This is a genomic window from Amycolatopsis japonica, assembly GCF_000732925.1.
Taxonomy (GTDB): domain Bacteria; phylum Actinomycetota; class Actinomycetes; order Mycobacteriales; family Pseudonocardiaceae; genus Amycolatopsis; species Amycolatopsis japonica.
In genome coordinates this window covers 513,653-538,937 of sequence record NZ_CP008953.1, presented here as the reverse complement: position 1 = coordinate 538,937, position 25,285 = coordinate 513,653, and the positions used below count along the sequence as shown (strand labels likewise).

The window sequence follows — 25,285 nt, the reverse complement described above, 5'->3', positions numbered from 1 at the left end:
GACGGGCACCCGCGGGAGCGAGTTCTCCGATCCCACATACCGGACACGCGACACCGACTTTCAGCAGGGTCATCCCGACCTGAGAGACTGGGCACATGACCGACGCACCTGAGTTGACCCTCCCCGCGGACCTGAAGCCTGCCGATGGCCGCTTCGGCTGCGGACCGTCCAAGGTCCGTGACGAGCAGCTCGCCAACCTGGCGAAATCCGGTGCCACCTACCTCGGCACCTCGCACCGTCAGAAGCCGGTGAAGTCCCTCGTCGGCCGCGTGCGTGCGGGTCTGTCCGAATTGTTCTCCCTGCCCGAAGGCTACGAAGTGGTCCTCGGCAACGGCGGGACGACCGCATTCTGGGACGCCGCCGCGTTCGGGCTCGTGCGGGAACGTGCGCAGCATTTCACCTACGGCGAGTTCTCCTCGAAGTTCGCCACGGTGACCAAGGGCGCCCCGTTCCTCGCCGACCCGATCGTCGTGAAGGCCGACCCGGGCAGCGCGCCCGAGATCGCCTACGAGGCCGGCGCCGACCTGGTCGGCTGGGCGCACAACGAGACCTCGACCGGTGTCGCTGTGCCGGTCCGCCGCCCTGAAGGCAGCGAAGGCGCCCTCGTCGCCATCGACGCCACTTCCGGCGCGGGCGGTCTGCCGGTCAAGGCCGAGGACTTCGACGTCTACTACTTCGCGCCCCAGAAGTCCTTCGCCTCCGACGGTGGCCTCTGGATCGCGCTGGCGTCGCCCGCCGCCGTCGAGCGCATCGGCGAGATCGGCGCGAGCGACCGCTGGATCCCCGAGTTCCTGTCGCTGACCACGGCGCTCGACAACTCCCGCAAGGACCAGACGTACAACACCCCGGCGGTGTCGACGCTGTTCCTGCTGGCCGACCAGATCGAGTGGATGAACTCCAACGGCGGTCTGGAGTGGACGACCTCGCGGACCCGCGACTCGTCGACCCGGCTGTACGAGTGGGCCGAGAAGACCGGCTACACCACGCCGTTCGTCAGCGACCCGTCGCTGCGCTCGCAGGTCGTCGGCACCATCGACTTCGCTGACGAGGTGGACGCCGCCGCGGTGGCGAAGGTGCTGCGCGCCAACGGGATCGTCGACACCGAGCCGTACCGGAAGCTGGGCCGCAACCAGCTGCGCGTCGGCCTGTTCCCGGCCATCGACCCGGACGACATCACGAAGCTGACCCAGAGCATCGAGTACGTCGTCGAGCGCCTGGGCTGAGCTAGCTAGCTGTCCGTGAAGGCCTCCTTGAGGGACCCAGAGTCCCTCAAGGAGGCCTTCACGGACTTGCGGAAGACTGCGGCCAGGGCGAGCAGCACCAGGCCGTACAGCACGTAGGACTCCGTCGCCAGCCACCAGCCGAAGCTCCCGGCGGGCCGCGGCGCGAGCCACATCGGCGCGATCACGAACAACGCCACCGTCACGGCGGCGAGCACGTACGAAACGACCGAACGCGCCCGGATCAGCAGCACCAGGATCGGCACGCACCAGATCCAGTGGTGCGTCCACGAAACCGGCGACACCAGCAGCCCGCCGACGGCACACGCGGTCAGCGCGACCACCGGCTCCGCGACGCGCACGATCACGAACGCGGTCAGCGCGACCACGGCGATCGAGGCCAGCACCCAGACGACGTCTTCCGCCGAGCCGAAACCGAACCGCGCGAGCATCCCGCGCAGCGACTGGTTGCCGACGTAACCGCGATCGCCGATGCGGCTGGTGTCGAACAGGATGTCCGTCCAGAACCTCGCCGACGCGCCGGGCGCGGTCAGGAACATCAGCGCGCCCGCGCCGAGGAAACCGGCCACCACCCGGCCCGCGGAGCGGAAGTCCTTGCGGAACAAGAAGAACAGGATGAAGAAGGCAGGCGTCAGCTTGATCGCCGCGGCGACGCCGATCAGCAGGCCCTTCGTGCGGGCGCGGCCCGGCAGCAGGGCGTCGAGGACGACCAGCAGCATCAGCAGGGTGTTCACCTGGCCGAAGCCGAGCGTCGAACGGACCGGCTCCATGATCCCGCCGACGGCCTGTGCCCCGATCGCCGCCAGGACGGCGACGGCGCGGCCCCGGACGGCGGAACGATCGGTGAGCGAACCGTTGAGCGTCGCGACGAAGAGGTAGACGACGATCCCGCCCGCGATGATCGACGCGAGCCCGACCAGTCGCGTGGCCAGCGCGGCCGACAGGAGCGTGCCGGGCAGGAACACCGCCGCCGCGAACGGCGTGTAGGTGAAAGGCAGCCAGCCGCCGTGCGTCTGCACCCACGCGCCGTACGGGTCGCCGGAGTCGACGAGCAGCCGCGCGCCGCCGATGTAGACCTCGAGGTCCTGGCCGTCGAACACCTTGAGCGTGAACAGCACGCCGACCACGACGGCTTCGAGCGCGATCAACGCCCCCGCGAGTTTCCGCCCCGACAATCCCACCAGCACCCGGCGAGATTACCCACCGCCACCGCGCGTTCAGTCCTCTGGATGCGGTGAACCACCGCATCCAGAGGACGAAACGCGAGCTAGGCGAGGGCTTGGGTCGGGGGCAGGCGCGCCGCGCGCATCGCCGGATAGGCACCGGCGACGGCACCGACCAGCGCCGAGATCCCGACCCCGCCGAGCAGGGCGCCGACGGGGAGCACCGCAGGCCAGCCTTGGCTCAGCGCGTATCCGGACGTCACCAGCACCCCGACCAGGACCCCGGCGATCCCGCCGAGCCCGGACAACAGCACCGACTCGGCCAGGAACTGGCCTCTCACCTGCCGTTTCGTCGCGCCGAGCGCGCGGCGGAGGCCGATCTCCCGGCGTCGTTCCAGCACCGAGATCACCATCGTGTTGGCCACCCCGACGCCGCCGACCAGCAACGCCACCCCGCCGAGCCCGAGGAACAGCGCGCTGTAGGTGTTCTCCGTCAGCTTCTGCGCCTCCAGCGCTTCCGACGGACGACGGACCTCGACCTCGTTCGGCGCCTCCGGGTTCATCGTCTGCGCGAGCACCGACCGCACGTTCTCGACCTGCGAATCCTTCGCCCGCACGTACACGGTCGTCGGGTGGCCCTCGAAGTCGAGGAGCCGCTTGGCCGCGTCCCAGCCGACCAGCACCGAACGCTCGATCTCGGGCGCCAGCGGCGTCGGCCCGAGGATCCCGCCCACGGTGAACCACTTCCCGTCGATGTACACCTGCGGCGGTTTCGCCGGGTCGATGTGGTCGATCCCGAGCCGCGCCGCCGCGACCGAACCCAGCACGACGACCGGATAGTCGCGAGTGGCGTCCCGGAGGAACTGCCCGTCGCGGACGGCACCACCGATGACGTCGAGAAGATCCGGCGTCGCCGCGTAGACGCCGAGGCCGGACGTCTCGTCCTTGTCGATCTTGTCCGTGCGCCGCACGGACCCGCCGGTGGTCCCGGTCGCGGACGCCGCCGTCACCGGAGCGATCCGTTTCGCCATTGGCACCGCGCTGTCCGGCAGGGTCGCGTCGCCGCCGAACATCGTCTTGCCCGGCCCCGCCGTGAGCAGGTTGGTGCCCAGCGCGGCCAGCTGGTCTTGCAACGCCTTCGCGCCCGACGCCGGAATCGCGAGCACCGCCACCATCGCGGCGATCCCGATCCCGATGCCGAGCGCGGACAGCACCGCCCGCATCGGCCGCGTCCGCATCCCGTGCGCGCCGAGGTTCAGCACGTCACGCGGGCCGAGCCGGGCCGGATCCGGCGTCTTGTCGAGGACGGGCGCGCTCACACCAGCACCCCCGTCCCGGTGTCGAGCCGGATCCGCCCGTCCCGCAGTTCGATCCGGCGCGGGATGCCCGCCGCGATCTCCCGGTCGTGCGTGATGATCACGACCGTCGTCCCCTGCGAGCTCAACGTGGCCAGCAGGTTGAGGATCGCCGCGCCGTTGCCCGTGTCGAGGTTCCCGGTCGGCTCGTCGGCCAGCAGGATCGACGGCGAGTTGACGACCGCCCGCGCGATCGCCACCCGCTGCCGTTCCCCGCCGGAGAGCTCGTTCGGGAAATGCCCCGCCCGGTGCGCGAGCCCGACGCGGTCGAGCGCGGCCAGCGCCCGCTCGCGCCGTTTCCGCCGCGGCACCCCCGCGTACAGCAGGCCTGTCGCGACGTTGTCGACCGCGCTCACCCCCTCACTGAGGAAGAACTGCTGGAACACGAACCCGATCCACCGCGACCGCAACGCCGAAAGCTTGCGGTCGGGCAGTTTCGCCACGTCGTGCCCGCGCAGTTCGATGACGCCGCTGGTCGGCCGGTCGAGTGTGCCCATCAGCTGCAGCAGCGTCGACTTGCCGGAACCCGACGGCCCCAGGATGGCGACCATCTCCCTGTCCTCAATGGACAGTGTCACCTCGTGCAGGGCGCGCACGCCGCCGGGATAGGTGCGCGAGGCGTTGCGCACGGCCAGCACCGGGGTCATGACGTCGTCACCACCCGCATCCCGGCGGCGAGGCCGGTGCCGGTGACCTCGACGCGTCCGCCTGAGAACAAACCGGTCTTCACCGCGATGAGACGACGCTTGCCGCCTTCGTCGACCTCGACGGCGTATCCACCCTCGGCGAGCGCGAGCAGCGCCCCGACCGGGACCGCCAACACTCCACTGTGGACTTCCTTGGTGAACCGCACGGACACCGGTGTCGAATCGAGCGATCCCGCCGCGGCCGGATCGTCCAGTTTGATCTTCACCTTGATCTTCGGCTTGCCGTCGTCCTGCCCGGCACCGTCCTTGCCGTTCTCCGCGACCTTGCCGACGTCGGTGATCACGCCGGTCGTGGTCTTGCCGCCGGTGATGTCGACCCCGACCTTGTCCCCCGCCTTGGCGATGGCCTGCTTGGCGGCGTCGAGTTTGACCTCGACGAGACGCTCGGTGCCGGTGTACTTCAGCAGTTCGCCGCCGCCGGGGCCGCCGAGTTGCGCGGCGACCTGCGAAACCCGGATCTCACCCGGCGCAAGGACGACGTCGCCCTGCCCGAACGCGCCGGTCTGCTCCAAGCCCAGCGACTTCTGCCATTTCTTGATCGCGGCGGCGGTCGCGGAGGTGAACTTCTTGTCGGGCGTGCCGAAACCGCCGAAACCGAGCGCCTTCAGGTTCTCTTCCAGCTGCTTGACGTCCGGGCCGTCAGCGGCCCCGTCGGCGAGGTCGCGGAAGAACGGCAGCGTGCCGTAGAACAGCGGGACGGGTTTGGCGTCGACGCCGTACACGGCCTTGCCGCGGGTGAGCACCGCGCCCGCGTCCGGCAGGGACGTGATCGTGCCCTGTTTCCGGCCGGCGAGGGAGCTTTCCTCGCCGTAGCCCAGTTTCCCGTTCGCTTCCTCTTCCTCCTGCAGGTCGGTCTTCTCGACCTTCGCGGTCTCGACCGGCGGCGGCGCCTGCCCGACCTGCTGGGCCTCGGAGGTGACCCTGGTCAGCACGACCACGGACATCGTCCCGACCACGACGACGAGGACCGCCGCGATGATGAACCAGCGTGCCCGGCGCGACCGCCGTGCGCCGCCGGGTCCTTCGTGTTCGCTCATTTCGCCGGGGCCGCCCTCACGGTCATGCCGAGACCGCAGGCCTTCGCCGCTTCTTCGAACTTCTTGGGGTCGCCCATGTCCATCGTCATGGCGGCGCCCTTGCCGCTGGGATCGGGATCCGGGAAGTCGATCCCGTGCTCGCGCATGCACTTGGCTTCCTTGCGCATCTTGTCGAGTTCTTCCGGCGTGGGCGGCTTGATCTCGCCACCGTTGGGCAGCAGCTTCCGGCACGCGTCGCTCGCGGCCTTCATCTTGTTCTCGTCGCGCCCGACCTCGCCGGCCTCGATGGAGATCGAGCCTTGCCCGTCGCCGTCGGTCTTGGGATCCGGCATGTCGACGCCGTGCTCCCGCATGCACTTCGCGAAGTTGCGCATCTTGTCCTCGTCGGACACGTTGTCCGCCTGCTTCCCGTCGCCCGCGCCGGCGGCGGGAGGGGACGAGATCGAGGCGACCTTGTCGCCGCCGTCCCCGCCACCACCGCAACCGGCCACGAGCGCGAAGACCGCTCCGGCGATCAGCACCGCCATGGGTCGTTTCCGCATCGCTGCTCCTTCGGTCGTCTTGGCGACCCGATTTCTACGGAGACGGCGATTCCGGGGCGGTAAGCGATGTTGCTTATGTCGCGCTTACAGTCCCGATCAGCGGAACAGAGATCCGACCTTTCTTCCGTCTTTCCGGGTGAACTAGCTCCCTGATGGACCTTTCGGAGGTTCACATCCGATCTCTGGCTTCTTAAAGTCCCCGACGTCCACACCTCAGCGAGGAGGAGTGCATGAATCGCCGCAAGCCACTCCGGGCCCTGGCGGCCCTCGTCATCGCGACCACCGCACTGGGCATCGCGCCCGCCGCAGAAGCCGCGCCACTCCCGTCCGACCACGCCTACGACGACCCGTTCACCGCCGACCGGACGCACTGGTGGCGCGACGACCGCTTCGGCCAGTTCATCCACTTCGGCACGTACTCGCAGCTGCAGGGGAAGTACACCCGCCCTGATGGAAGCGTTTGCCAGGACGCCGAATGGATCCAACGGAACTGCCAGATCCCGCGCGCGGAATACGAGCAGATCGCCGCGAAGTTCAACCCCGCCGGCTTCGACGCGAACGCCATCGCGCAGTCGGCGAAGGACGCCGGGCAGAAGTACGTGGTGATCACGTCGAAGCATCACGAGGGCTACGCGATGTGGCCGACGAAGGTCAACAAGTTCAACCTCCGCGACCACTCGGCGTTCGACAAGAAGCGTGACATCCTCGCCGAACTGAAACGCGCGACGGCCGCGCGCGACGTCAAACTCGGCTTCTACTACTCGATCTGGGATTGGCACGACCCGGACTTCCCGGACCCCGCGACGTTCCCCAAGTACAAGGAGCGGATGTACGCCCAGCTCAAGGAACTCGTCGACAACTACCACCCGGCGGTGCTGTGGTTCGACGGCGAATGGAGCACCGACCGGCCCAACAACCCTTGGACGGAAAGGGACGGCGAGGAGCTGGAGGCTTACGTCCGCAGCCTCGATCCGTCCATTGTGGTCAACAACCGCGTCGGCAAACGGCGGGTGGTCGACGGCGACACGGGCACGCCGGAACAGGAGATCCCGGACAAGCCGGTCGACGGGCAGCTGTGGGAATCGTGCATGACCCTCAACGGCAGCTGGGGTTACACCGATTGGGACCACAACTGGAAGTCCTCGGCGGATCTGACCAGGAAACTGCTCTCGATCGCCGGCCGTAGCGGGAACTTCCTGCTCAACGTCGGCCCCGATCGCAACGGACGGGTGCCGACGGAATCCATCGACAGGCTGAAACAGATGGGCCAGTGGCTGCGGACCAACGGCCAGTCCGCGGCTGTCTACGGGGCAGGCGCGCCAGGTCTGGTCGCAGAACCGAGCTGGGGTGTCGTCAGCCGTCGCGGCGACAAGCTGTACGCGTCGGTGTTCGATTGGCCCGCTTCGGGCGGTTCTCTGACGCTCGACGCGTTGGCGCCTTTCCGCGTCCGCGAAGCGCGAGTGCTCGGCAGCCGTCAGCGCGTGCGGGTCGAGCAGTCACCCGGAAGCGTGAAGCTCACGCCGTCGGGCAGCCGGACGAACGACATCGCGACCGTCATCGAGCTGAGCGTCGATCCGGTGCCGCAGGCGCCTGTCGGACGCGGGACCGGGTTGACCGCCGAATACTGGCCGAACGCGGACTTCACCGGGACGCCGACGGTGCGGCGGGTCGAGCCGGGCGTGAACCACAACTGGAAGTTCACCGGCTCACCGGACGCGAAGATCCCGGCGGAGACCTTCTCGTCGCGCTGGACCGGGCAGGTCGCCGCGCGCGACACCGGGAAGTACACGTTCACCACGGTCTCGGACGACACCGTGCGGCTGTGGGTCGACGGGAAACTCCTGATCGACAACACCACACCCCACGGGCCCAGTGTCGACAAAGCGACTCTCGACCTGGTCGCCGGGCGGTCCTACGCGATCCGGCTCGAACACACCGAACGCGGCGGGGAGGCGTCGATGAAGCTGCTGTGGTCGAGCCCGAACACTCCGCAGCAGGTGATCCCGGCGCGTCAGTTGCACCCGGCCGGCTGAGCGTTCGGTACAGCTGGTCGTGAGTGGCGTTTCGGGTTCTAACCCGAAACGCCACTCACGACCCACGCGACCAGGCGCTTATCCCCCGCTTACCCCCTCCCGGGGCAGACTGGCCAGGTGAGAGTGCTGGTGGTGGAAGACGAGCGGCTCCTGGCGGACACGATCGCCGAGGGCCTGCGACGGTTCTCCATGGCCGTCGACGTCTGCTACGACGGCGCGCAGGCCCTGGACCGGGTGGGGGTGCACGGCTACGACGTCGTCGTGCTCGACAGGGACCTCCCCGTCGTGCACGGCGACGAAGTCTGCGCCGCGGTGATCGGGACCGGCGGCGAGGCCCGGGTCCTCATGCTGACGGCCGCGGCCGACGTCAACGACCGGGTCGCCGGGCTGGGCCTCGGCGCCGACGACTACCTGACGAAACCGTTCGCGTTCGCCGAACTCGTCGCCAGGGTGCAGGCGCTCTCGCGGCGCGCGCGGCCGGCGTTGCCACCGGTGCTGGAACGCGGCGGCGTCGTCCTCGACCTGCCCCGGCACCAGGCGTCCCGCGACGGCCGGTTCCTTCCCTTGTCCCCCAAGGAATTCGCCGTCTTGGAGGTGCTCATGCGCGCCGAAGGGACCGTGGTCAGCGTGGAAGAACTGCTGGAGAAGGCGTGGGACGAACACGCCGACCCGTTCACGAACGCCGTCCGCGTGGCGATGATGACGTTGCGGCGCAAACTCGGCGAACCGCCGCTGATCGAGACCGTGCCCGGCGCGGGTTACCGGTTCGGGTCGTGAAACCGCTCCGGCTCTCCGTCCGCACCAAGCTGACGGCGCTCTACGGCGGCGCGTTCCTGATCGTCGGGCTCGCCCTGCTCATCGTCAACTACCTGCTGGTGAGCTCGACCCTGCCGGATACGGCGGCGTTCGCGAACGGAGCGACCGCGGGCGCCCAGATCGAGGTCGCCAGGGCGTATCCGATGGACACGACGAGCATCCTCCCCGCCGAACGAGCCCAGGCCACGCAACTGGTCGCGACGTCGATCACCGAATACCGCTCGGACGTCCTTTCGACCCTGCTGTGGCAATCACTGGTGGCGTTGGCGATCGCCGGCGGCCTCGCGGTGCTGCTCGGCTGGCTGATGGCGAGCCGCGTACTGCGGCCGTTGCACGCGATCACTTCCACGGCACGGAAACTCGAGGTCGAAAACCTCGACCGGCGCATCGACCTCGACGGCCCCGACGACGAACTCAAGGAACTCGCGGACACCTTCGACGGCATGCTCGACCGGCTCGCCGTGTCCTTCGACAGCCAGAAACGCTTCGTCGCCAACGCTTCCCACGAACTGCGGACCCCGCTCGCGGTGCAGCGGACGCTGGTCGAGGTCGCGATGGCCGCCCCCGACGCGAGCCCCGAGGTCCGGAAACTCGGCGAACATCTGATCTACACCAACGAACGCAGCGAACGGATGATCGAAGGCCTGCTCGTGCTCGCCCGCAGCGACCGCGGCCTGACCGCGCGAGCCCCCGTGCGGCTGGACGAGGTCGCGGCGACGGTGATCCGGTCGGCGTCGGCCATGGCCGAGGAGGCGGGGGTCACGGTGGAGTCGCGGCTGCGGCCGCGGACGGTGTCCGGCGATCCCGTGCTGCTGGAACGGCTGGTCACGAACCTGGTGCACAACGCCATCACCTACAACCGCCAGGGCGGCTGGATCCACGTCGACATCGGCGGCGATCCGGCGCTGGTGGTGCGCAACACCGGCCCGCAGGTGCCGCTGGACGCCGTACCCGCCCTGTTCGAGCCGTTCCGCCGGCTTTCGGGCGACCGTACCGGCGACTCCCGCAACGCCGGGCTCGGCCTGTCGATCGTCCGGTCCATCGCGAAGGCGCACGGCGGGACCGCGGGCGCGGAACCGGGCGGCCGCGGCGGCGGACTGGTCGTCCGGGTGCGGCTGCCGTAGATTCCCCCGATCGTGACTGTGCGTGTCCGGCGCGTCACGCGGCAAGCCGCCCTTCGCTCCCGCAGAATTCCCCTTGCCGTCATGAACAAAATAGTGAGCAGGACACAGGACATCGGCGCGCCTCACACGTCAAGGCGACGCGCCGTTTTAACGTGGACACCCACAAAGGTGAAGAATCGGGGAGGCGAGAATGCGAGCGCTACGGGTGGTCGGGCTGCACGAGGACGGTAAGTCCATCGTGTGCGAAGACCCGGCGAGCCGCACGCGCTTCCTGCTCCCCGCGGATGAGAGGCTGCGAGCGGCGGCGAGGGGTGACATCACCCGCCTCGGCCAGATCGAAATCGAGTTGGAGAGCCAAATGCGGCCACGCGAGATCCAGGCACGAATCCGGGCCGGTGAGTCCGTGGAGCAGGTCGCGAGCAGCGCCGGCGTCACCGTGCAGCGCGTCGAGCGGTTCGCGTACCCCGTCCTGCTCGAACGATCCCGCACCGCCGAACTGGCCCAGCGGGCGCATCCGGTCCGCGAGGACGGCCCCGACGTCCAGACCCTCGGCGAGGTCGTCGCGCACTCCTTCGGGCAGCGCGGTCACGACTACAGCCAGGCGACCTGGGACTCCTGGCGAGGCGACGACGGCAAGTGGGTCGTCGTGCTCAGCTGGAAGGCCGGCCGTTCGGACAACCGCGCGCACTGGGCGTTCGCACCCGGCGCGCACGGCGGCACCGTGCAGGCCCTCGACGAGAACGCCGAAGTCCTGCTCAACCCCAACGCCTACCGTGCCCCGCGCACGGTACGGGCACTCGAGCCCGGCCGGGACGCGGTCGTCCAGCCGACTCTCGATTCGGTCCCGGACGAGCCGGTCGCGAAGGTGATCGACGCGCCGATAGCCGAGCCCGAAGAAGATGCCGAGCCACCACTTCCGGCTGACGAGCCGGAGGAAGTGGCCGAACCCGCTCCACGGGCGAAGGGGAAGAAGAACCACCCCATCGTTCCATCCTGGGAAGACGTCCTCCTGGGCGTCCGATCGCAACGAGGTTGAATCCGCACGTAGTGGCCCCTTCCGGTGGAGGGGCCATTACGTGCGTCCGGGGACCTGCGCGATCAGGGATTTCGGCGCCACGAGGCAATACGCGTCGGTGACGATCTGTCCGATCTCGGCCCAGTCGACGTCGGTGTCCAGCCGCACCCCGAGCCACCCCCGGTGGCCGACATACGGCGGCCGGAAGAACCGCTCCGGCTCGGCGCCCACCAGCTCCTCCTGCGCCCCGGGCGGCGCCGGGCACCAGAAGGCGACCTTGTCGTCGTGATGACGGTCCGCGTACATGACGAACGTCTTCTTGCCGCGTACGAACCAGGTCGGCTCGCCGTGACTGAGCCGCTCGGAGGTTTCCGGCAGCGCGAGACAGAGCCGTCTGAGTGAATCGAGCGGATCTCCGGCCATGGATCTCAGTATTCCTAGAAAACGACGATCAGCACGCCGATCCACGCGATCACGATCCCCGCGGCCGCGCCGAACGACGCCCACCGCACGATCGGCACCCGCCGCGCGAGCCACAGCGACGGCGTGATCCCGGCGGTCACGACGGCGGACGCGAGCAGCGCGAGCCAGCCGTTGGTCTCGCGCGCGAGGGTGTTCGCCAAGGCCAGCATCGCCACGACGACCACGGCCGCGACGAACGCCGAGACCGTCAGCCCGGTCAGCCACGGTGTCGGCTCCCCTGCCGGGTCCGGGGTGCCGAAGAGGCGCCGCGCGAGTTCGCTGCGGGGTGCGGGGGCGGGCGGGTCGATGATGACGCCGTCGCCGGACACGGGGTCGACGAACCGCACCGACGTGCCCATCGTGGCGGCGACCCGCTGGGCGAGCTGGCGGCCTCGCTGGGAGACCACGGAAGCGGCTTCGGTGCCGGAGGAGCCGACGGCGGAGGCGACCCTGGCCCATTCGTGCAGCGCCTGGGCGAGATCCGAACCGATCGCGAGTGAATGCGGGTCCACCTCGCGCGCGCTTTCGCCGCCCGGCCCGGCCAGCACCGCGCGTCCCTCACGGATCCGCAATTCCATGGGTTCTCCTCGTGATCGCTCGGGTGCTCACGATAGCGGTGGACGCGTCTCGTAGAACGCGATCGCGCCCGCCGTCGCGACATTCAGCGAATCGACGCCTTCCGGCATCGGGATCCGCACCGCGACGTCGGCGGCGGCGATGGCCTCGTCGGTCAGGCCGGGACCCTCCGCGCCCAGCATCAACGCGACCTTCCCCGGTGTCTGGTCCCGTAACTGGCGCAGCGAAACGGAATCCGCACGAGGAGTCAGGGCCGCGATGCGGAAACCGCGGTCCCGCAGCGATTCCAGGTCGCCGGGCCAGGACCCGAAGGTGGCGAACGGGACGCGCAGGACGTGCCCCATCGAGACGCGGACACTGCGCCGGTACAGCGGGTCCGAGCAGCCGGCGCCGAGCAGGATCCCGTCGACGCCGAGCGCGGCCGCGTTGCGGAACAACGATCCGAGGTTCTCGTGGTCACCGACGCCTTCGAGGATCGCGAGCACCCGTGCGCCGTCGATGACGTCTTCGACCGACGGCGGCGGAACCGGCCGGTCGGCGACGGCCAGGATCCCGCGGTTCAGGTGGAATCCGACCACGTCGGCCATCGTCTCGGCCGAAGTCACGTAACCGGGGACGTCGACCGCGTCCAGGGCTTCGCCCAATTCGTGGAATCGCCGCTCCACACCGAGGAGGGAACGAACCGGATAACGGGATTTGAGCAGCCGCTCGACCACGACGGTGCCTTCGGCGATCACAAAGCCACGCCCACCCGGCCTATCGGGACGCCGATCGGCTGTGGACAAGTCGCGGAAATCGTCGAGCCGCGGGTCGTCGCGGTCGTCGATGGTGATCAGTTCAGCCACCCGGAGAGTGTGTCATCCGCCCGCTGCGCGGCGTTTGCGTCCGAACGTCGACGGGTAGGTGGTACGAACGGAGGTATTTTGCTGTCAGTTAACCCCTAGTGACAGAGAGCACCAGTTTGGCCGCTAGCCGGGCGACAGCGATGCGTGAAACCGTTGGGCCGCCTGGCAGTCCCGCCTGGATCCCGCGGAGCGTGGCCAATGAGGAGCTCGACGAACATGGGTAAGAATCTTTCGGCGGACCCCTCCGAGCCGCAGGATCGCGGCCGATATCGCCGGAAGGTCCAGCGCTGCCTCGACACCTTGGCCCGCATGCTCACCGATGGAAGTTTTTCCTTCCCGCGCAAGAACATCGGACTCGAGGTCGAGCTGAACCTCGTCGACGCGGAGATGCGCCCGTCGATGACGAACACGACGGTCCTCGAGGCGCTGAACGACCCGTCGTTCACCACCGAGCTCGGCCAGCACAACCTGGAGCTCAACGTGCCGCCGCGGCCGCTGGCCGGCGAATCCGCGCTCCAGCTGGAGGACGACCTCAACGCGTATCTGGGCGCCGCGTCGCGCAAGGCCGAGGAATCCGGCGCCTCGCTGGCGATGATCGGCATCCTCCCGACGCTGCGGCACGAGCACTTCGACCAGAAGTGGCTCACCAACAACGCCCGTTATTCGTTGCTCAATGACCGGATCTTCGCCGCTCGTGGCGAGCGCACGGTCCTCTCGATGGAGGGCGCGCCGCTGCCGGGCAGGCAGCCCGAGCGGCTGCGCAGCTACTCCGAATCGATCCTCCCCGAGGCCGCGTGCACCTCCGTCCAGCTGCATCTGCAGGTCGCGCCGGAGGAGTTCGCGGCGCATTGGAACGCGGCGCAGGCGCTCGCGGGCGTCCAGGTCGCCGTCGGCGCGAATTCGCCGTTCCTGCTCGGCAAGGCGCTCTGGCACGAGACCCGGATCCCACTGTTCCTGCAGGCCACGGACACCCGGCCCGAAGAACTGAAGAACCAGGGCGTGCGGCCGAGGGTGTGGTTCGGCGAGCGATGGATCACGTCGATCTTCGACCTGTTCGAGGAGAACGTCCGGTACTTCCCCGGCCTCCTGCCCGAGACCGATCGCGAGGATCCGATCGAGGCGCTCGACTCCGGGCAGGCGCCGAAACTCACCGAGCTGCGGATGCACAACGGCACCGTCTGGCGCTGGAACCGGCCGGTGTACGACGTCGTCGACGGCCTTCCGCATCTGCGGGTGGAGAACCGCGTACTGCCCGCCGGCCCGACCGTCGTCGACATGGTCGCGAACGCCGCCTTCTTCTACGGCGCGCAGCGGGCCCTCGCCGAGGCCGACCGTCCAGTGTGGACACAGATGTCGTTCCAGGCCGCCGAGGAGAACATGTACGCGGGCGCGCGCCGGGGTTTCGACGCGCAGCTGTACTGGCCGGGTATCGGCTGGATCCCGCCGGACGAGCTCGTGCTGCGGGTCCTGCTGCCGCTGGCGCACGAGGGACTGCGCCGGTCGGACGTTTCGGACGAGGCGAGAGAGCGCTATCTCGGCATCATCGAGCAGCGGTGTCTCACCAGGCGGACCGGCGCGGCGTGGCAGCGGGAGTACGTCCTGCGCGCGGAGGAGCGCGGCGCCGAACGGGAGACCGCGCTGAACCGGATGCTGGGCCGGTATCTGGAGCTGTCCGCCACGGAGACGCCGGTGCACACCTGGCCACTGGAGGCTTAGGGGGTGCCTCCCAAACCGAGGCTCGGCTGGGCCGTGAGGACACGCGCGCGCGTTTCTTTTCGGCCGGAGGCCTCGGATTTGCGGAGGTGGGCCGCTGTCACGGCCGGCTGAGTGACCAGCTGACGCCGCGGCCCGGCTACGGAAATCCGAAAGCGCGCTTTGAGACACCGGGTTTAGAGTTTCCTCTCAGGGAGGTGGCTCGTGCCCAAGATCATCGGCCGCTCGCTGGAGGAGCACCGGCGCGAGGTCCGCAGCAGGGTGTTCGACGTCCTGCGCGGCCAGCTGTACGAGCGCGGGTTCGACGCGATCACGCTCGCCGGTGTCGCCGCTGAAGCGGGCCTCGGCCGGACGGCGATGTACAACCACTTCCCCGACAAGGAAAGCCTGCTGGTGGCCTTCGTCGAGGACGAGGCGACGCGGTACGTCGAACGGCTGACGGCAGCCGTCGGGAAGGCCGACACTCCGGTCGAGAAGCTTTCGACGTTCGTCCGGCTCCAGCTGCGGGTGCTCGCCGAGTACCACCTGCCACCGGGGACGGCGCTCGCGTCGGCGCTGGCGCCCGCCGCGTACCGGCGGATCAGCGCGCATGCCGACCCGATCACCGGCCAGCTGCGGGAGATCCTCGCGGAGGGGGTGCCGGACGAGGATCCGGACGTCCTGATCCCGATGATCACCGCCGCGCTCGGCAGCCGCCAGGTGGTCGACGTGCCACCCGAACGGCTGGACGACGCGATCGAGGGCGCCGTGCGCTTCGTGCTCAGAGCGGTCGGGATGTCGGAAAACCCGTGAATTAGGGTAGCCTAACCCGCAGTTGTGCCTTACGCTCTTTCTGACAGCATGTCAGATCGATGCTTGGAGGCTCTGTCCATGCCGGTGACCACCGACGTCGAATCCGGGCCGTTCTCCGCGACCCTGCGCGCCTCCACCCTGCCCGCCCACGAGCGGGCCAACCACTCCGAGTACATGAACGCGCTGCTCGGCGGCGAGCTCACGCGCGACGGGTACACGCGGCTGGCGATCCAGTACTACTTCATCTACCAGGCGATCGAGCAGGCCGCCGACAAGCTGGCGAAAGACCCGGTGGCGGGCAAATTCGTCTTCGAGGAGCTGCGGCGGCTGCCCAGCCTCGAACGCGACCTCGAACACCTCGTCGGCCCGGACTGGCGCGAGACCGTCCGGCCGCTGCCCTCGACGGAGCGTTACGCGCGGCGTGTGGCCGAGGCGTCGGACTGGTCCGGCGGATTCGTCGCCCACCACTACACGCGCTACCTCGGCGACATCGCCGGCGGTCAGGTCATCCGGCGGCTGCTGGAACGGAAGTACGAGCTCGACGAGGCGGGGTCGCTGTTCTACCACTTCGACCAGCTGGGCAGCGCTCCCAAGTTCCGGGACAACTACCGCGAACAGCTGAACGCGGCGCCGTGGAGCGAGGACGAACGCGCGCGGCTGATCGAAGAGGCCATCGTGGCCTTCGAGTGCAACATCGCGGTGTTCGACGAGCTGGCGAGCGAGCTGGACGAGTACCGGGCCGCCTGACCTCGTGCGTCCGGTCGCGGGGTAGGGCCGGCCCCACCCCGCGATCGGCGGTCCGCCGGATCCCCTCACCCCGGGGAAATCCCTAACTTTCCAGGTATGTTCCGAATCGCGGCCACCGCCGCCCTGCTGACCGTCGCGATGGTCCTGACCGCTCCCGCCGCCCAAGCCGCGACACCCGCCGCCGTCTTTGACGAAATCCTCCCGCGAAGCCTTGCCGAGCACCACATTCCCGGTGCCGCCGTGGTGGTCGTCGAGGGCGGTAAGACCGTGTTCTCGAAGGGTTACGGCGTGTCCTCAGTGGACACTCAGGCCAAGGTGGACCCTGAGCGCACCGGGTTCTTGATCAACTCCGTCGGCAAGTCGATCGCCGCGACGGCCGCGATGCAGCTCGTCGAACAGGGCAAGCTCGCACTGGACGCCGACGTCAACACGTACCTGAAGTCGTTCAAGATCCCCGAAACCTTCCCCGGCCGACCGGTCACCCTGTCGTCCCTGCTCACCCACACCGCGGGTTTCGAAGACCGCGTGTACCGGATGTTCACGCCACGGGAAGAGAAACTGCCGACGCTCGCGGAGCACCTCGCGGCCGAGATGCCCACCCGGGTCCGCCCGCCCGGCGAGGTCGCCCTCTACTCGAACTACGGCTACGCGCTGGCCGGGCATCTCGTGGAGCTCGCGTCAGGACAGTCCTATTCGGACTATGTGCGGCAGCACATCTTCGAACCGTTGGGAATGAAGGACAGCAGCGTCGCGCAGCCCACGCCGGATGTCCCGCTGGCGACCGGCTACCGCTGGGACGGCTCCGCGCAGGTCGTCCCGCCCGCCAACTTCGGCCCCGAACCGCCCGCGGGCGACGGGAACGTCGCGACTCCGGCCGACATGGGCCGCTACCTGTCCGCGAACCTCGTCCCCGGCGTGTTCAGCCGTCCCCTGCTCGACCAGCTGCACGGCGCGCGGTTCCGCAACGATCCGCGCCTGCCCGCGATGGGTTTCGGTTTCTCCGAGCGGTATCTGAACGGCCTGCGCCTGGTGGAGAAGACCGGTGACTCACCGGGTTTCTTCAGCGTGCTGGAACTCGTGCCGGAGAAGAACACCGGCGTGTACCTGGCGTTCAATGGCGGCGCGTTCTCCGGCGACGCCGCCGCGGTGACCGCCGAAGTGCTGAAAGCCTTCGTCGACCGGCTACAGCCCGCCACACCCGTCCCCGCTCCCGTGAAGCTCGCGGGTGATGTCTCACGGTTCGAAGGCAGCTACAACAACACACGGCTGGACTACGACAACTTCACGAAGGTCCGCGCGCTCGCGGGCGGTGTCACGGTGACCGCGGACGGCGACGGCGTGCTGACGACTTCCGGCCTCGGAGAGGGGACCCGGCGCTGGACACAGACCGAACCGGGGCTGTTCACCGACGCCGCCGGTGAGCGCATCGCGTTCCGCGAGTCCGGCGAGGAGGTCCTGCTCTTCGCGGGCGACGACCCGAACTCCTCCTACCAACGGACGTCATGGCTCGGCTCGCCCTCCACGCACCTGCTGATCCTCGGTGTCTCGCTGCTGCTCCTCCTGGGCGCGCTGGTGTGGTGGCCGATTCGCGCGTTCGTCCGGCGCGGCCGGGAACGGAACCCGTCGGGCGCTCGGTTCGCGACCGTCGCCGCCTGGTCCGCGGCGCTGGCCGTCCTGCTGTTCACGACCGGTTTCGCCCTGCTCATGAGCGATCTGAGCGCCGCCGCCGTGGCGCTGACGTCCGGCCACTCGCCGTTGCTGAGCGTCACCTTGCTCCTGCCGAACGCCGTCCTGCTCCTGACCGGCGCGGCCGTCGTCTGCGCGGTGCTCGCCTGGGTCCGCGGCTGGTGGACCACGCCCGCCAGGATCACCTACACGGTGGTTTCCGTTGCCCTGCTCGCCTTCCTCGGCGTCATCGCCTCTTATCACCTGGTGGGACTGCCCTACCTGGCTTGATGACCGCCGTCACATCGCCTTGACCTCCAGCTAACTGGAGCTAGCAGGGTGGGTTTCAGGCGGTGGTCCCACCGGGTACAGCCGCTACGAACGGGTCGTTCCACCTGGGGAGAAACGCGGCGCCCCCGGTCGCCGCAAACGGGTGAAGACGACTAAGTTCGTCCTTGGAAACTTGTGTCGAAGACAGAAGGAGGGCCGATGGCCCGCTACGTGCTCCCCGATCTCGACTATGACTACAGCGCTCTGGCGCCGCACATCTCGGGCGAGATCAACGAGCTGCACCACAGCAAGCACCACGCGACCTACGTCAAGGGCGCGAACGACACGCTCGACAAGATCGCCGAGGCCCGCGAGGCCGGCAACTTCGGTGACATCGTCGGCCTGCAGACCACGCTGGCGTTCCACCTCGCCGGGCACGCCAACCACGTCGTGTGGTGGAAGATCCTCTCCCCGGAAGGCGGCGACAAGCCGACCGGCGAGCTGGCCTCCGCGATCGACGAGGCGTTCGGCTCCTTCGACAAGTTCAAGGCGCAGTTCACCGCGGTCGCCACCACGATCCAGGGCAACGGCTGGGCCGCGCTCTCCTGGGACCCGATCGGCAAGACGCTGATCACCCAGCAGCTGCGCGACCACCACAACAACCTGGTCCTCCCGACCACGCCGATCCTGCTGGTCGACGTCTGGGAGCACGCGTTCTACCTGGACTACAAGAACGTGAAGCCGGACTACGTCAAGGCGCTCTGGAACATCTTCAACTGGGCCGAGATCTCCAAGCGGTTCGACAACGCCGTCGCCGGTGGCAACGGCCTGCTGCTCGGCTGACTTCTCGCCACGAAACGGGGCTCTCCTACCGGGAGGGCCCCGTTCTTCGTTCTTGACCTCCAGCCGAGTCGAGGTGTCAAGGTGGTCGCATGGACGTCGCCGCATACCTCGACCGACTCGGGCTCGACCGCCCCGCCACCGCGGACGTCGCCGCGTTGCGGACGCTGCAGGAGCGCCACCTCGCGGTGGTGCCGTTCGAGAATCTGAGCATCCACCTCGGCGAACCGATCGTCCTGGACGCCGAGACACTGTTCGAAAAGATCGTGCGGCGGCGGCGTGGTGGCTTCTGTTACGAGCTGAACGGGCTCTTCGCCGCCTTGCTGGGCGAGCTGGGCTTCGACGTCACTCTGCAGGCCGCGAAGGTCTTCCGGCCGGACGGGACCCTCGGGCGGCCGTTCGACCACGCAGTCGTCCGTGTCGAGCTGGAAGAGCCGTGGCTGGCGGACGTCGGCTTCGGCCGGTTCAGCCGGTTCCCGCTGCGGCTGTCCGCCACCGAGGCGCAGGCCGACCCGGACGGCGAGTTCCTGGTGCTCGACGCGCCTCACGGCGACATCGACGTCCTCCAGGACGGCAAGCCCCAGTACCGGATCGAGCGGCGGCCGCGGGCGCTGGACGAGTTCGTCCCGACGGCGTTCTGGCAGGCGACCTCGCCGGATTCGCATTTCACGCAGGGGCCGACCTGCTCGCTGCCGACCAAGCACGGCCGCGTCACGCTGGCGGGTGACAAGCTGATCGTCACCACCCACGGCGTCCGCACGGAGACCAGGCTTTCGGGTGACGAGGAGATCCTGGAGGCGTATCGGAAGGAGTTCGGGATCGAACTCGACCGGGTGCCTTGACCCGAGCGGCGCGGTCATCGACCATGAACCCTCCGGAATGAACGAAGCCCCGCCTCCGGGGGTGACCCGGTTGCGGGGCTTCGTCCGTTCCCGAACTGACTGCCGCTCCCACCACGAAGCGGACGTGTATGAGGTTAGCCTAACCTCATCTTCCCCGGCAAGGGGTTCCGCCGAGAGACGCCGATCTCACCCTTATGAGTGACTTGTCCCATGACTCTTCTCAGCGGCAAGGCCGTGGTGATCACCGGCTCCGGACAGGGCCTGGGCAGGGCTTTCGCGCACAATGCGGCCGCACAGGGCGCGGCGGTCGTGGTGAACGACGTCGAAGCGGGGATCGCGGACGAGGTCGCGCGGGAGATCCGCGCACTGGGCGGGCGGGCTGTGTCCCATGAGGGTTCGGTCGCCGACGCCGAGCAGGCCGCCGGGCTGATCGACCGGTGCGTCGCCGAATTCGGACGACTCGACGGCCTGGTCAACAACGCCGGCGTCAACTACCGGGCCGAGCCGTGGGCGGCCGACCCGGCGCGGATGCGTGAAGTGGTCGAGGTCAACGTGCTCGGCCCGCTGTTCTGCGGGACCGCGGCGGCGAAGGTACTGCGTGCCCAGGGCGGCGGCGTGATCGTGAACGTCGGCTCCGGCTCGATGATCGGCCAACGGCGCGCGGCCGCGTACTCGGCGTCGAAGGGCGCTGTCGCCTCCATGACCGCCTCGTGGGCGGCGGACCTGGCCGAACACGGCATCCGGGTCAACGCCGTCGCGCCCGTGGCCTGGACGCGGATGGCCTGGAACGATCCGAGCGTCGTCCAGACCCCTGAGCACACCCCGGAACGGGTGGCGCCGCTGGTGACGTACCTGCTCAGCGACCTCTCGGCGGGGATCACCGGGCAGATCCTCCGGTTCCGCGGCGACATCCTGTGCGTGCTGCGGCAAACCGCGATCAAGGACCCCGTGCTGGACCGGGACGGCTGGACCGTCGAAGACATCGCGTCGGCGTTGGACGGCGAGCTGCGGGAGGCACTGGAACCGCCTCCGTCAGCGAGATGGTCGTGAGTGGCCGCGCCTGGTCGAAAGTCCGTGAAGGCCTCCTTGAGGGACTCTGGGTCCCTCAAGGAGGCCTTCACGGACTGGGACACCCAGGCGTGGCGTGGGCGAAAGCGTGACTCGCGTGATCAGGGACGTGACTCACGTGATCGGAGACCGCTCAGGGTGTTCCGGCTTCAATCACGTGAGTTGCGGCTTCGATCACGTGAGTGCGGTGCCACGGCGCCGGTGGTAATGCCACGTCACCGCCGCGAGCAGCGGTCCCCAAAGCACCAACGGCGCGTAGAGGACGACGACCAGCCAGTACGCCCAAGGCTCGCCCGCCATTTCGCCGATGAAGGTCGTGTACACGAAGAAGCCTCCGTAGACCGTCGTGGCCACTGCGCCGAGCGAGGAGACGACCACCACCTTGCGGGCGGAAACGGGCTTGCCGCCGACGAAGGGAAGCCATCTCGGCCAGGTCTCGCCCCACGGCTGGATGAGACCGAGCGCCAGGAAGGCGACCGCTTCGGAGAACACGGCGAGGAACACGAGATAGAGCGAGCCCCAGCCGGGAGTGTTCAAGCTGTCCAATTCGGACTGAGCCAGCCCGAACGGGATCCCGACCGCGAGCCCCAGCCGCCAAAGGCCGGACGGGACGTTCACCAGTGCGACGGTGTGCGCCGAGCACTTCGCCCATCCGGGCACTCCTGGAACGCTGCGAAACGCTGTGCTGTCCATGTCTTGAAGCCTCGTCGGACGTGCTTCGCGACGGTTCCCTCCGGTGGTGCTTCGGGCTCCCCCACGAGAGGGGAACGACATCATCTTCCTTGCGTACAAGCAACGGCATCACACTCGGCCGATGATCTTCTTGTCGGCCCTCACCGGAACAATGACCGGATGACCAGCCACGTGTTCGTCGACGAAAAGCAAAGAGCGCGGCATCTACGTGCCTTCGAAGAACCACTGCCGGCCGTACCGGATGCCCTCGCCTGGTGCTGGCAACGTGGCGGCCATCCGAACCGTATGAGGTCCGGATACGCGAAACCCGGCCCACCCACCGTCCGGAAGGCTGCCGGGTCCACTTCGCCGGTTTACTAACCAGCGCTGGTCCAAGTCTACCGCAGCCCTCCCCGAACGCCCACTCCGCGGATCCGCCCATCGGGTTGGCGTTTCGCCGGACACCGGGCGCCCGACGGACTAGCTTCACCCCGTGGCCACCCCGAACGACTACCGCGCCATCGCGCGCAAGACCGACCGTCCGATGTGGATCTGGGCGGGCTGCGCGCTGGCCAGTGTGCTGCTGCTGTTCGGCGTCGGCATCGTCGTCGCGATCACCGTGCTGAACCAGGACGACGAGCCCGAAGCCGAGCTCCCCGCGACCTGGCCGTCCAGGTCCGGACAGGCGCTCCGCCCGGTCACGATGCCGACGGGCGAGATGGTGGCCGCACTGACGGACGAAACCGCCGCGCAGGTGCTGTGCCAGGCGATCCCGGAGCAGCGCTGGGAGGAGATCCTCGGTGGCCGCACGCTTCGCGAGGCCGGCCAGTCCTGCCACGCGGTCACCGCGCAGCTCGACGTCAGCGCGCAGATGGCGCCGGCGCTGCCGGACGATACGAGCCGCGGTCTGCCCACGCGGACCACGGTCGCGGGCAAGCTCGCGGTCATCGCCACGAACGAGGACGGCACCAGCCTGAGCGTCGAGCTCGTCGAAGTCGCGCCGCACAATGGCGCCTCGCCCGTGCTGCACGTCTCGATCCGCGGCAGGACCGTGAAGAGCCCGGAAACCGAGAAGAAGGCGAGGTCGCTCACCGAAGCGCTGATCGCGGGCGCGATGCCGCCGGGACCGAAGTTGCCGAAAATCGGCGAGAACGGCGAGATCCCGCTAGAGAAGACCGCACCCGGCCCGATCAAGGACAAGCCGCTGCCGGTGATCTCGTGGCTGCTGTGCGGAGAACTCGGCCGCGCGCTCGGCGACCCGGCCGACATGGCGAAGCCGACGTTCTTCGCCGGATGCGAGCTGAACGGCGTGACCGCGGACTACAGCGAGCTGTCCACCGCCGTCGCCCCGACCACGACGGTCGCCGGGCTGCCTGCCCAAGTCGACGGACGAGGCGTCGTCGTGCAGCTCACCGGCGATCCGGCCGGGCAGACGCTCAAGTTCAAGGGCACCGGCGACCTCGTGGCCCTCGCCGAGAAGATGGTGCCGCCGCTGCTCGGCCGCTAGGCGCGGTAGTTCGACAAGAGGTCGCCGAGCAGCGTCTCGTATGCCGTCCGCTCGAAACGGGCGCCGGTGAACCGGTACTCCTCCGGGTCATCGAACGGCTCGTAGTCGGTTTGCCAGCCGAAGGCCCGCCACTCGACCACGTCGTCACCGAAGGCGACCTCGACGCTGTAGGCGCCGCAGCCGAGATCGCCACACAGCGGACACATCAGCAGCGCGACCCGGCCGTCGTCGAAATCGCCCGGCAGGCGCCCCAGAAGACGGCGAAGCGTCTCGACCGCGGACTCGCGCCACCTGTCGTCGTCCAGGAACAACGGCGTCCGCTGCTCAGCGGGAACCATCGAGCGCAGCGCGACGCCATCGATCGTCCAGTCGAGGAACCCGGTCCCCGACGGTTCGACGCCGAGCCGCTTCACACCCGTTCCCGCTTCAGCACGCGCAGACCGTTCCCGAACCGCCGCACCGGCAGGCTCACCCCGCCACGCCGGATCAGCACGACGGCGCACACCACCGCGGCGACCGCCGAGATAGCGCCGCCGATGTAGAACGGCGAGCGGCCGCCGAAGGCGTCGGCCATCCAGCCGGTCATCGGGCCGCCGATGGGGTTGCCGCCGATCAGCACCAGCACGTACAGGCCCATCACCCGGCCGCGCATCTCCGGGCTGACCGCGGTCTGCACGAGCGCGTTCGCCGTGTTCAGGAAGGTGATCGTGGCGAAGCCGAGCGGGATCAGCGCGAGGCCGAAGGTCAGGTACGTCGGCATGAACGCGGTGATCACCTCGAACGCGCCGAGCAGGAACGCCGAGATCAGCAGCAGCCGCACGCGCGGACCGCCGCGGGTGTTGCGACGGGCCGACATCAGCGCGCCGGTGAAAGTGCCGACGGCGACCAGCGTCGACAGCAGACCATAACCGTCGGCGTTCGTGTGGAAGACGTTCGCGGCGACGATCGGCAGCGACGTGAAGTACGTGATACCGAACGTGCTCACGAAGAACACCAGCACCATCACGGTCATCAGGTCACTGCGCCGCCGGACGTACCGCAGCCCCTCGACGAGCTGCCCCTTCTCGCGCGGGATGGCCGGGCCGCGGAAGAGCTTGTCCGGGTTCATCAGCACCAGCGCGGCGATGACGGCGCCCGTGCTCACCGCGTTCGCCATGAACAGCCAGCCGGTGCCGACCCAGGTGATCGCGAAACCCGCGATGGCCGGGCCGACGATCCGGGCCATGTTGAAGATCGACGAGTTGAGCGCGACGGCGTTGGTGACCTTGTCCCTGCCCACCATCTCGGCGACGAACGACTGCCGCGCGGGCACTTCCAGCGAGGCCGTCACGCCGAGGGTGAAGCAGAGGAGGTACACGTGCCAGAGCGCCGCGATCCCGCTCAGGTCGAGGGCGCCGAGGACCACCGCCTGCGTCAGCACGGCGATCTGGATACCGATCAGCAGCCGCCGTTTGTCGACGCGGTCGGCCAGCACGCCCGCCCACAGCGAGAGGAACAGCGTCGGCGCGAACTGCAGCGCGACCGCGATGCCGAGCGCGATCGGGTCGTTGCCGCTGAGGGTGAACACCAGCCAGTCCTGCGCGATGCGCTGCATCCAGGTGCCGATGTTCGAGATGACCTGGCCGGTGAAGAAAAGCCGGTAGTTGCGGACCTTCAGCGAGGAGAACATGCTCCCGCGCGGCTTCTCGCGCGCGGGCGGTGGCGGTGGAGCGGGTTCCCGGGTAACGGCGGTCTTGGAAGGACACTGTGTTTCGTTACCCGTGGTCGTCACCGCTGTTAGTTCCCCGCCATCCTGTCGATGATCTCGGAGGCGCGAGAGAGCACTTCACGTTCTTCGGCGCTCAACTCCGCCAATTGCTTGTCCAGCCAGATCTCCCGCGCGGTGATCTGCTCGATCACGTAGGCCCGGCCGCGATCGGACAGTTCGACGATGGCCTGGCGGCCGTCCGTCGGATGCGGCCTGCGCTCGACGTAACCCATCTCCTCGAGCGCGGCGATCACCCTCGTCATCGAAGGTGGCTGGACGCCTTCCTTCGCGGCGAGCTGGCCAGGGGTCAGCGCACCGCATTTGTGCAACGTCGACAACGCGGACACCTGGGTCAGCGAGATGCCGTCACCGGCACGCTGGGCCCGTAGCCGTCGATTGAGCCGCACCACCGCGAGACGCAGGCGGCTCGCCAGTGAGCGCTCGTGCGTGTCTCCGGACATATAGTTAGCATACCTCACGATCGGATCATCGGCCCGTGAGATCGC

At 68.7% G+C, this 25,285-nt stretch carries 25 protein-coding genes; 13 read left to right on the top strand and 12 right to left on the bottom strand.

Annotated elements, in window-relative coordinates; translation table 11 throughout:
* Positions 1-95: 95 nt before the first annotated feature.
* Entirely contained in the window at positions 96-1,223 is a 1,128-nt protein-coding gene (serC, locus tag AJAP_RS02725; RefSeq protein WP_016337521.1) for a phosphoserine transaminase, read from the top strand.
* A 5-nt stretch (positions 1,224-1,228) separates the two neighbouring features.
* On the opposite strand, the gene AJAP_RS02720 is transcribed toward serC, so the two are convergent.
* The 5 genes from AJAP_RS02720 to AJAP_RS02700 all read right to left on the bottom strand — a co-directional run bounded on the left by AJAP_RS02720 (position 1,229) and on the right by AJAP_RS02700 (position 6,045).
* Positions 1,229-2,428 carry a glycosyltransferase 87 family protein gene (locus AJAP_RS02720; protein WP_051972322.1) on the bottom strand — a complete coding sequence of 400 codons (1,200 nt, stop codon included), beginning with the start codon at positions 2,426-2,428 and terminating at the stop codon, positions 1,229-1,231.
* An 80-nt stretch (positions 2,429-2,508) separates the two neighbouring features.
* Positions 2,509-3,723: an ABC transporter permease gene (locus tag AJAP_RS02715; RefSeq protein WP_038507922.1), complete on the bottom strand. Its 1,215-nt coding sequence runs from the start codon at positions 3,721-3,723 to the stop codon at positions 2,509-2,511.
* Positions 3,720-4,406 (bottom strand): ABC transporter ATP-binding protein, encoded by a 687-nt coding sequence (locus AJAP_RS02710; RefSeq protein WP_007033339.1) that lies wholly within the window; start codon positions 4,404-4,406, stop codon positions 3,720-3,722. Before AJAP_RS02710 ends, AJAP_RS02715 begins: the two co-directional genes overlap by 4 nt.
* A complete protein-coding gene (locus tag AJAP_RS02705; RefSeq protein ID WP_038507920.1) occupies positions 4,403-5,503 on the bottom strand; it encodes a peptidoglycan-binding protein in 1,101 nt (366 codons plus the stop codon). The genes AJAP_RS02710 and AJAP_RS02705 overlap by 4 nt, the downstream gene beginning before the upstream one ends.
* Entirely contained in the window at positions 5,500-6,045 is a 546-nt protein-coding gene (locus tag AJAP_RS02700; RefSeq protein WP_038507917.1) for a hypothetical protein, read from the bottom strand. Before AJAP_RS02700 ends, AJAP_RS02705 begins: the two co-directional genes overlap by 4 nt.
* Positions 6,046-6,275: 230 nt before the next feature.
* Here AJAP_RS02700 and AJAP_RS02695 point away from each other — a divergent pair, with 230 nt between their 5' ends.
* The 4 genes from AJAP_RS02695 (at position 6,276) to sepH (ending at position 11,054) form a co-directional block, all read left to right on the top strand.
* Positions 6,276-8,078: an alpha-L-fucosidase gene (locus AJAP_RS02695; RefSeq protein WP_038507915.1), complete on the top strand. Its 1,803-nt coding sequence runs from the start codon at positions 6,276-6,278 to the stop codon at positions 8,076-8,078.
* Between the two features lie 117 nt (positions 8,079-8,195).
* Positions 8,196-8,855: a response regulator transcription factor gene (locus tag AJAP_RS02690; protein ID WP_038507914.1), complete on the top strand. Its 660-nt coding sequence runs from the start codon at positions 8,196-8,198 to the stop codon at positions 8,853-8,855.
* The gene (locus tag AJAP_RS02685) at positions 8,852-10,018 is read left to right on the top strand and encodes an ATP-binding protein (RefSeq protein WP_038507913.1); all 1,167 of its coding nucleotides are present in this window, start codon (positions 8,852-8,854) and stop codon (positions 10,016-10,018) included. Before AJAP_RS02690 ends, AJAP_RS02685 begins: the two co-directional genes overlap by 4 nt.
* Before the next feature lie 190 nt (positions 10,019-10,208).
* Complete coding sequence (gene sepH, locus AJAP_RS02680; protein ID WP_038507911.1) at positions 10,209-11,054, top strand: septation protein SepH; 846 nt, start codon at positions 10,209-10,211, stop codon at positions 11,052-11,054.
* A gap of 36 nt (positions 11,055-11,090) precedes the next feature.
* Here the strand turns inward: sepH and AJAP_RS02675 are convergent, their stop codons facing one another.
* Genes AJAP_RS02675 through AJAP_RS02665 form a run of 3 tightly spaced genes read right to left on the bottom strand, consistent with a single transcriptional unit; the run spans position 11,091 to position 12,916 of the window.
* Entirely contained in the window at positions 11,091-11,456 is a 366-nt protein-coding gene (locus tag AJAP_RS02675) for an MmcQ/YjbR family DNA-binding protein (protein ID WP_038507909.1), read from the bottom strand.
* Between the two features lie 14 nt (positions 11,457-11,470).
* Positions 11,471-12,073 carry a DUF2537 domain-containing protein gene (locus AJAP_RS02670; protein WP_038507907.1) on the bottom strand — a complete coding sequence of 201 codons (603 nt, stop codon included), beginning with the start codon at positions 12,071-12,073 and terminating at the stop codon, positions 11,471-11,473.
* A gap of 27 nt (positions 12,074-12,100) precedes the next feature.
* The gene (locus AJAP_RS02665) at positions 12,101-12,916 is read right to left on the bottom strand and encodes a TrmH family RNA methyltransferase (protein WP_038507905.1); all 816 of its coding nucleotides are present in this window, start codon (positions 12,914-12,916) and stop codon (positions 12,101-12,103) included.
* Positions 12,917-13,132: 216 nt separating this feature from the next.
* On the opposite strand from AJAP_RS02665, the gene AJAP_RS02660 reads away from it, so the two are divergent.
* The 7 genes from AJAP_RS02660 (at position 13,133) to AJAP_RS02630 (ending at position 20,835) form a co-directional block, all read left to right on the top strand.
* Positions 13,133-14,632, top strand: a complete 1,500-nt coding sequence (locus AJAP_RS02660; RefSeq protein ID WP_037348067.1) for a glutamate-cysteine ligase family protein — start codon at positions 13,133-13,135, stop codon at positions 14,630-14,632.
* A 201-nt stretch (positions 14,633-14,833) separates the two neighbouring features.
* Positions 14,834-15,421 carry a TetR/AcrR family transcriptional regulator gene (locus tag AJAP_RS02655; protein WP_038507904.1) on the top strand — a complete coding sequence of 196 codons (588 nt, stop codon included), beginning with the start codon at positions 14,834-14,836 and terminating at the stop codon, positions 15,419-15,421.
* A 78-nt stretch (positions 15,422-15,499) separates the two neighbouring features.
* A complete protein-coding gene (locus AJAP_RS02650; RefSeq protein WP_038507902.1) occupies positions 15,500-16,168 on the top strand; it encodes a biliverdin-producing heme oxygenase in 669 nt (222 codons plus the stop codon).
* Positions 16,169-16,264: 96 nt separating this feature from the next.
* The gene (locus AJAP_RS02645; protein WP_051972321.1) at positions 16,265-18,124 is read left to right on the top strand and encodes a serine hydrolase domain-containing protein; all 1,860 of its coding nucleotides are present in this window, start codon (positions 16,265-16,267) and stop codon (positions 18,122-18,124) included.
* 198 nt (positions 18,125-18,322) lie between these two features.
* Positions 18,323-18,946, top strand: coding sequence for a superoxide dismutase (locus AJAP_RS02640; RefSeq protein ID WP_016337537.1), 624 nt, complete (start codon positions 18,323-18,325; stop codon positions 18,944-18,946).
* An 89-nt stretch (positions 18,947-19,035) separates the two neighbouring features.
* The gene (locus AJAP_RS02635) at positions 19,036-19,785 is read left to right on the top strand and encodes an arylamine N-acetyltransferase family protein (RefSeq protein WP_038507901.1); all 750 of its coding nucleotides are present in this window, start codon (positions 19,036-19,038) and stop codon (positions 19,783-19,785) included.
* A 210-nt stretch (positions 19,786-19,995) separates the two neighbouring features.
* Positions 19,996-20,835: an SDR family NAD(P)-dependent oxidoreductase gene (locus tag AJAP_RS02630; RefSeq protein WP_038507899.1), complete on the top strand. Its 840-nt coding sequence runs from the start codon at positions 19,996-19,998 to the stop codon at positions 20,833-20,835.
* A 192-nt stretch (positions 20,836-21,027) separates the two neighbouring features.
* Here the strand turns inward: AJAP_RS02630 and AJAP_RS02625 are convergent, their stop codons facing one another.
* Entirely contained in the window at positions 21,028-21,546 is a 519-nt protein-coding gene (locus AJAP_RS02625; protein ID WP_038507898.1) for a hypothetical protein, read from the bottom strand.
* A gap of 472 nt (positions 21,547-22,018) precedes the next feature.
* Here AJAP_RS02625 and AJAP_RS02620 point away from each other — a divergent pair, with 472 nt between their 5' ends.
* The gene (locus AJAP_RS02620) at positions 22,019-23,032 is read left to right on the top strand and encodes a hypothetical protein (RefSeq protein ID WP_038507895.1); all 1,014 of its coding nucleotides are present in this window, start codon (positions 22,019-22,021) and stop codon (positions 23,030-23,032) included.
* On the opposite strand, the gene AJAP_RS02615 is transcribed toward AJAP_RS02620, so the two are convergent.
* From AJAP_RS02615 to AJAP_RS02605, 3 genes are all read right to left on the bottom strand, one after another.
* The gene (locus AJAP_RS02615; protein ID WP_038507894.1) at positions 23,029-23,445 is read right to left on the bottom strand and encodes a hypothetical protein; all 417 of its coding nucleotides are present in this window, start codon (positions 23,443-23,445) and stop codon (positions 23,029-23,031) included. The two genes, AJAP_RS02620 and AJAP_RS02615, sit on opposite strands and share 4 nt — an antisense overlap.
* On the bottom strand, positions 23,442-24,701 hold the full coding sequence (locus tag AJAP_RS02610; protein WP_038507893.1) for an MFS transporter: 1,260 nt from the start codon (positions 24,699-24,701) through the stop codon (positions 23,442-23,444). The genes AJAP_RS02615 and AJAP_RS02610 overlap by 4 nt, the downstream gene beginning before the upstream one ends.
* Positions 24,702-24,808: 107 nt before the next feature.
* A complete protein-coding gene (locus AJAP_RS02605) occupies positions 24,809-25,240 on the bottom strand; it encodes a MarR family winged helix-turn-helix transcriptional regulator (protein WP_016337543.1) in 432 nt (143 codons plus the stop codon).
* Between the last annotated feature and the right edge of the window lie 45 nt (positions 25,241-25,285).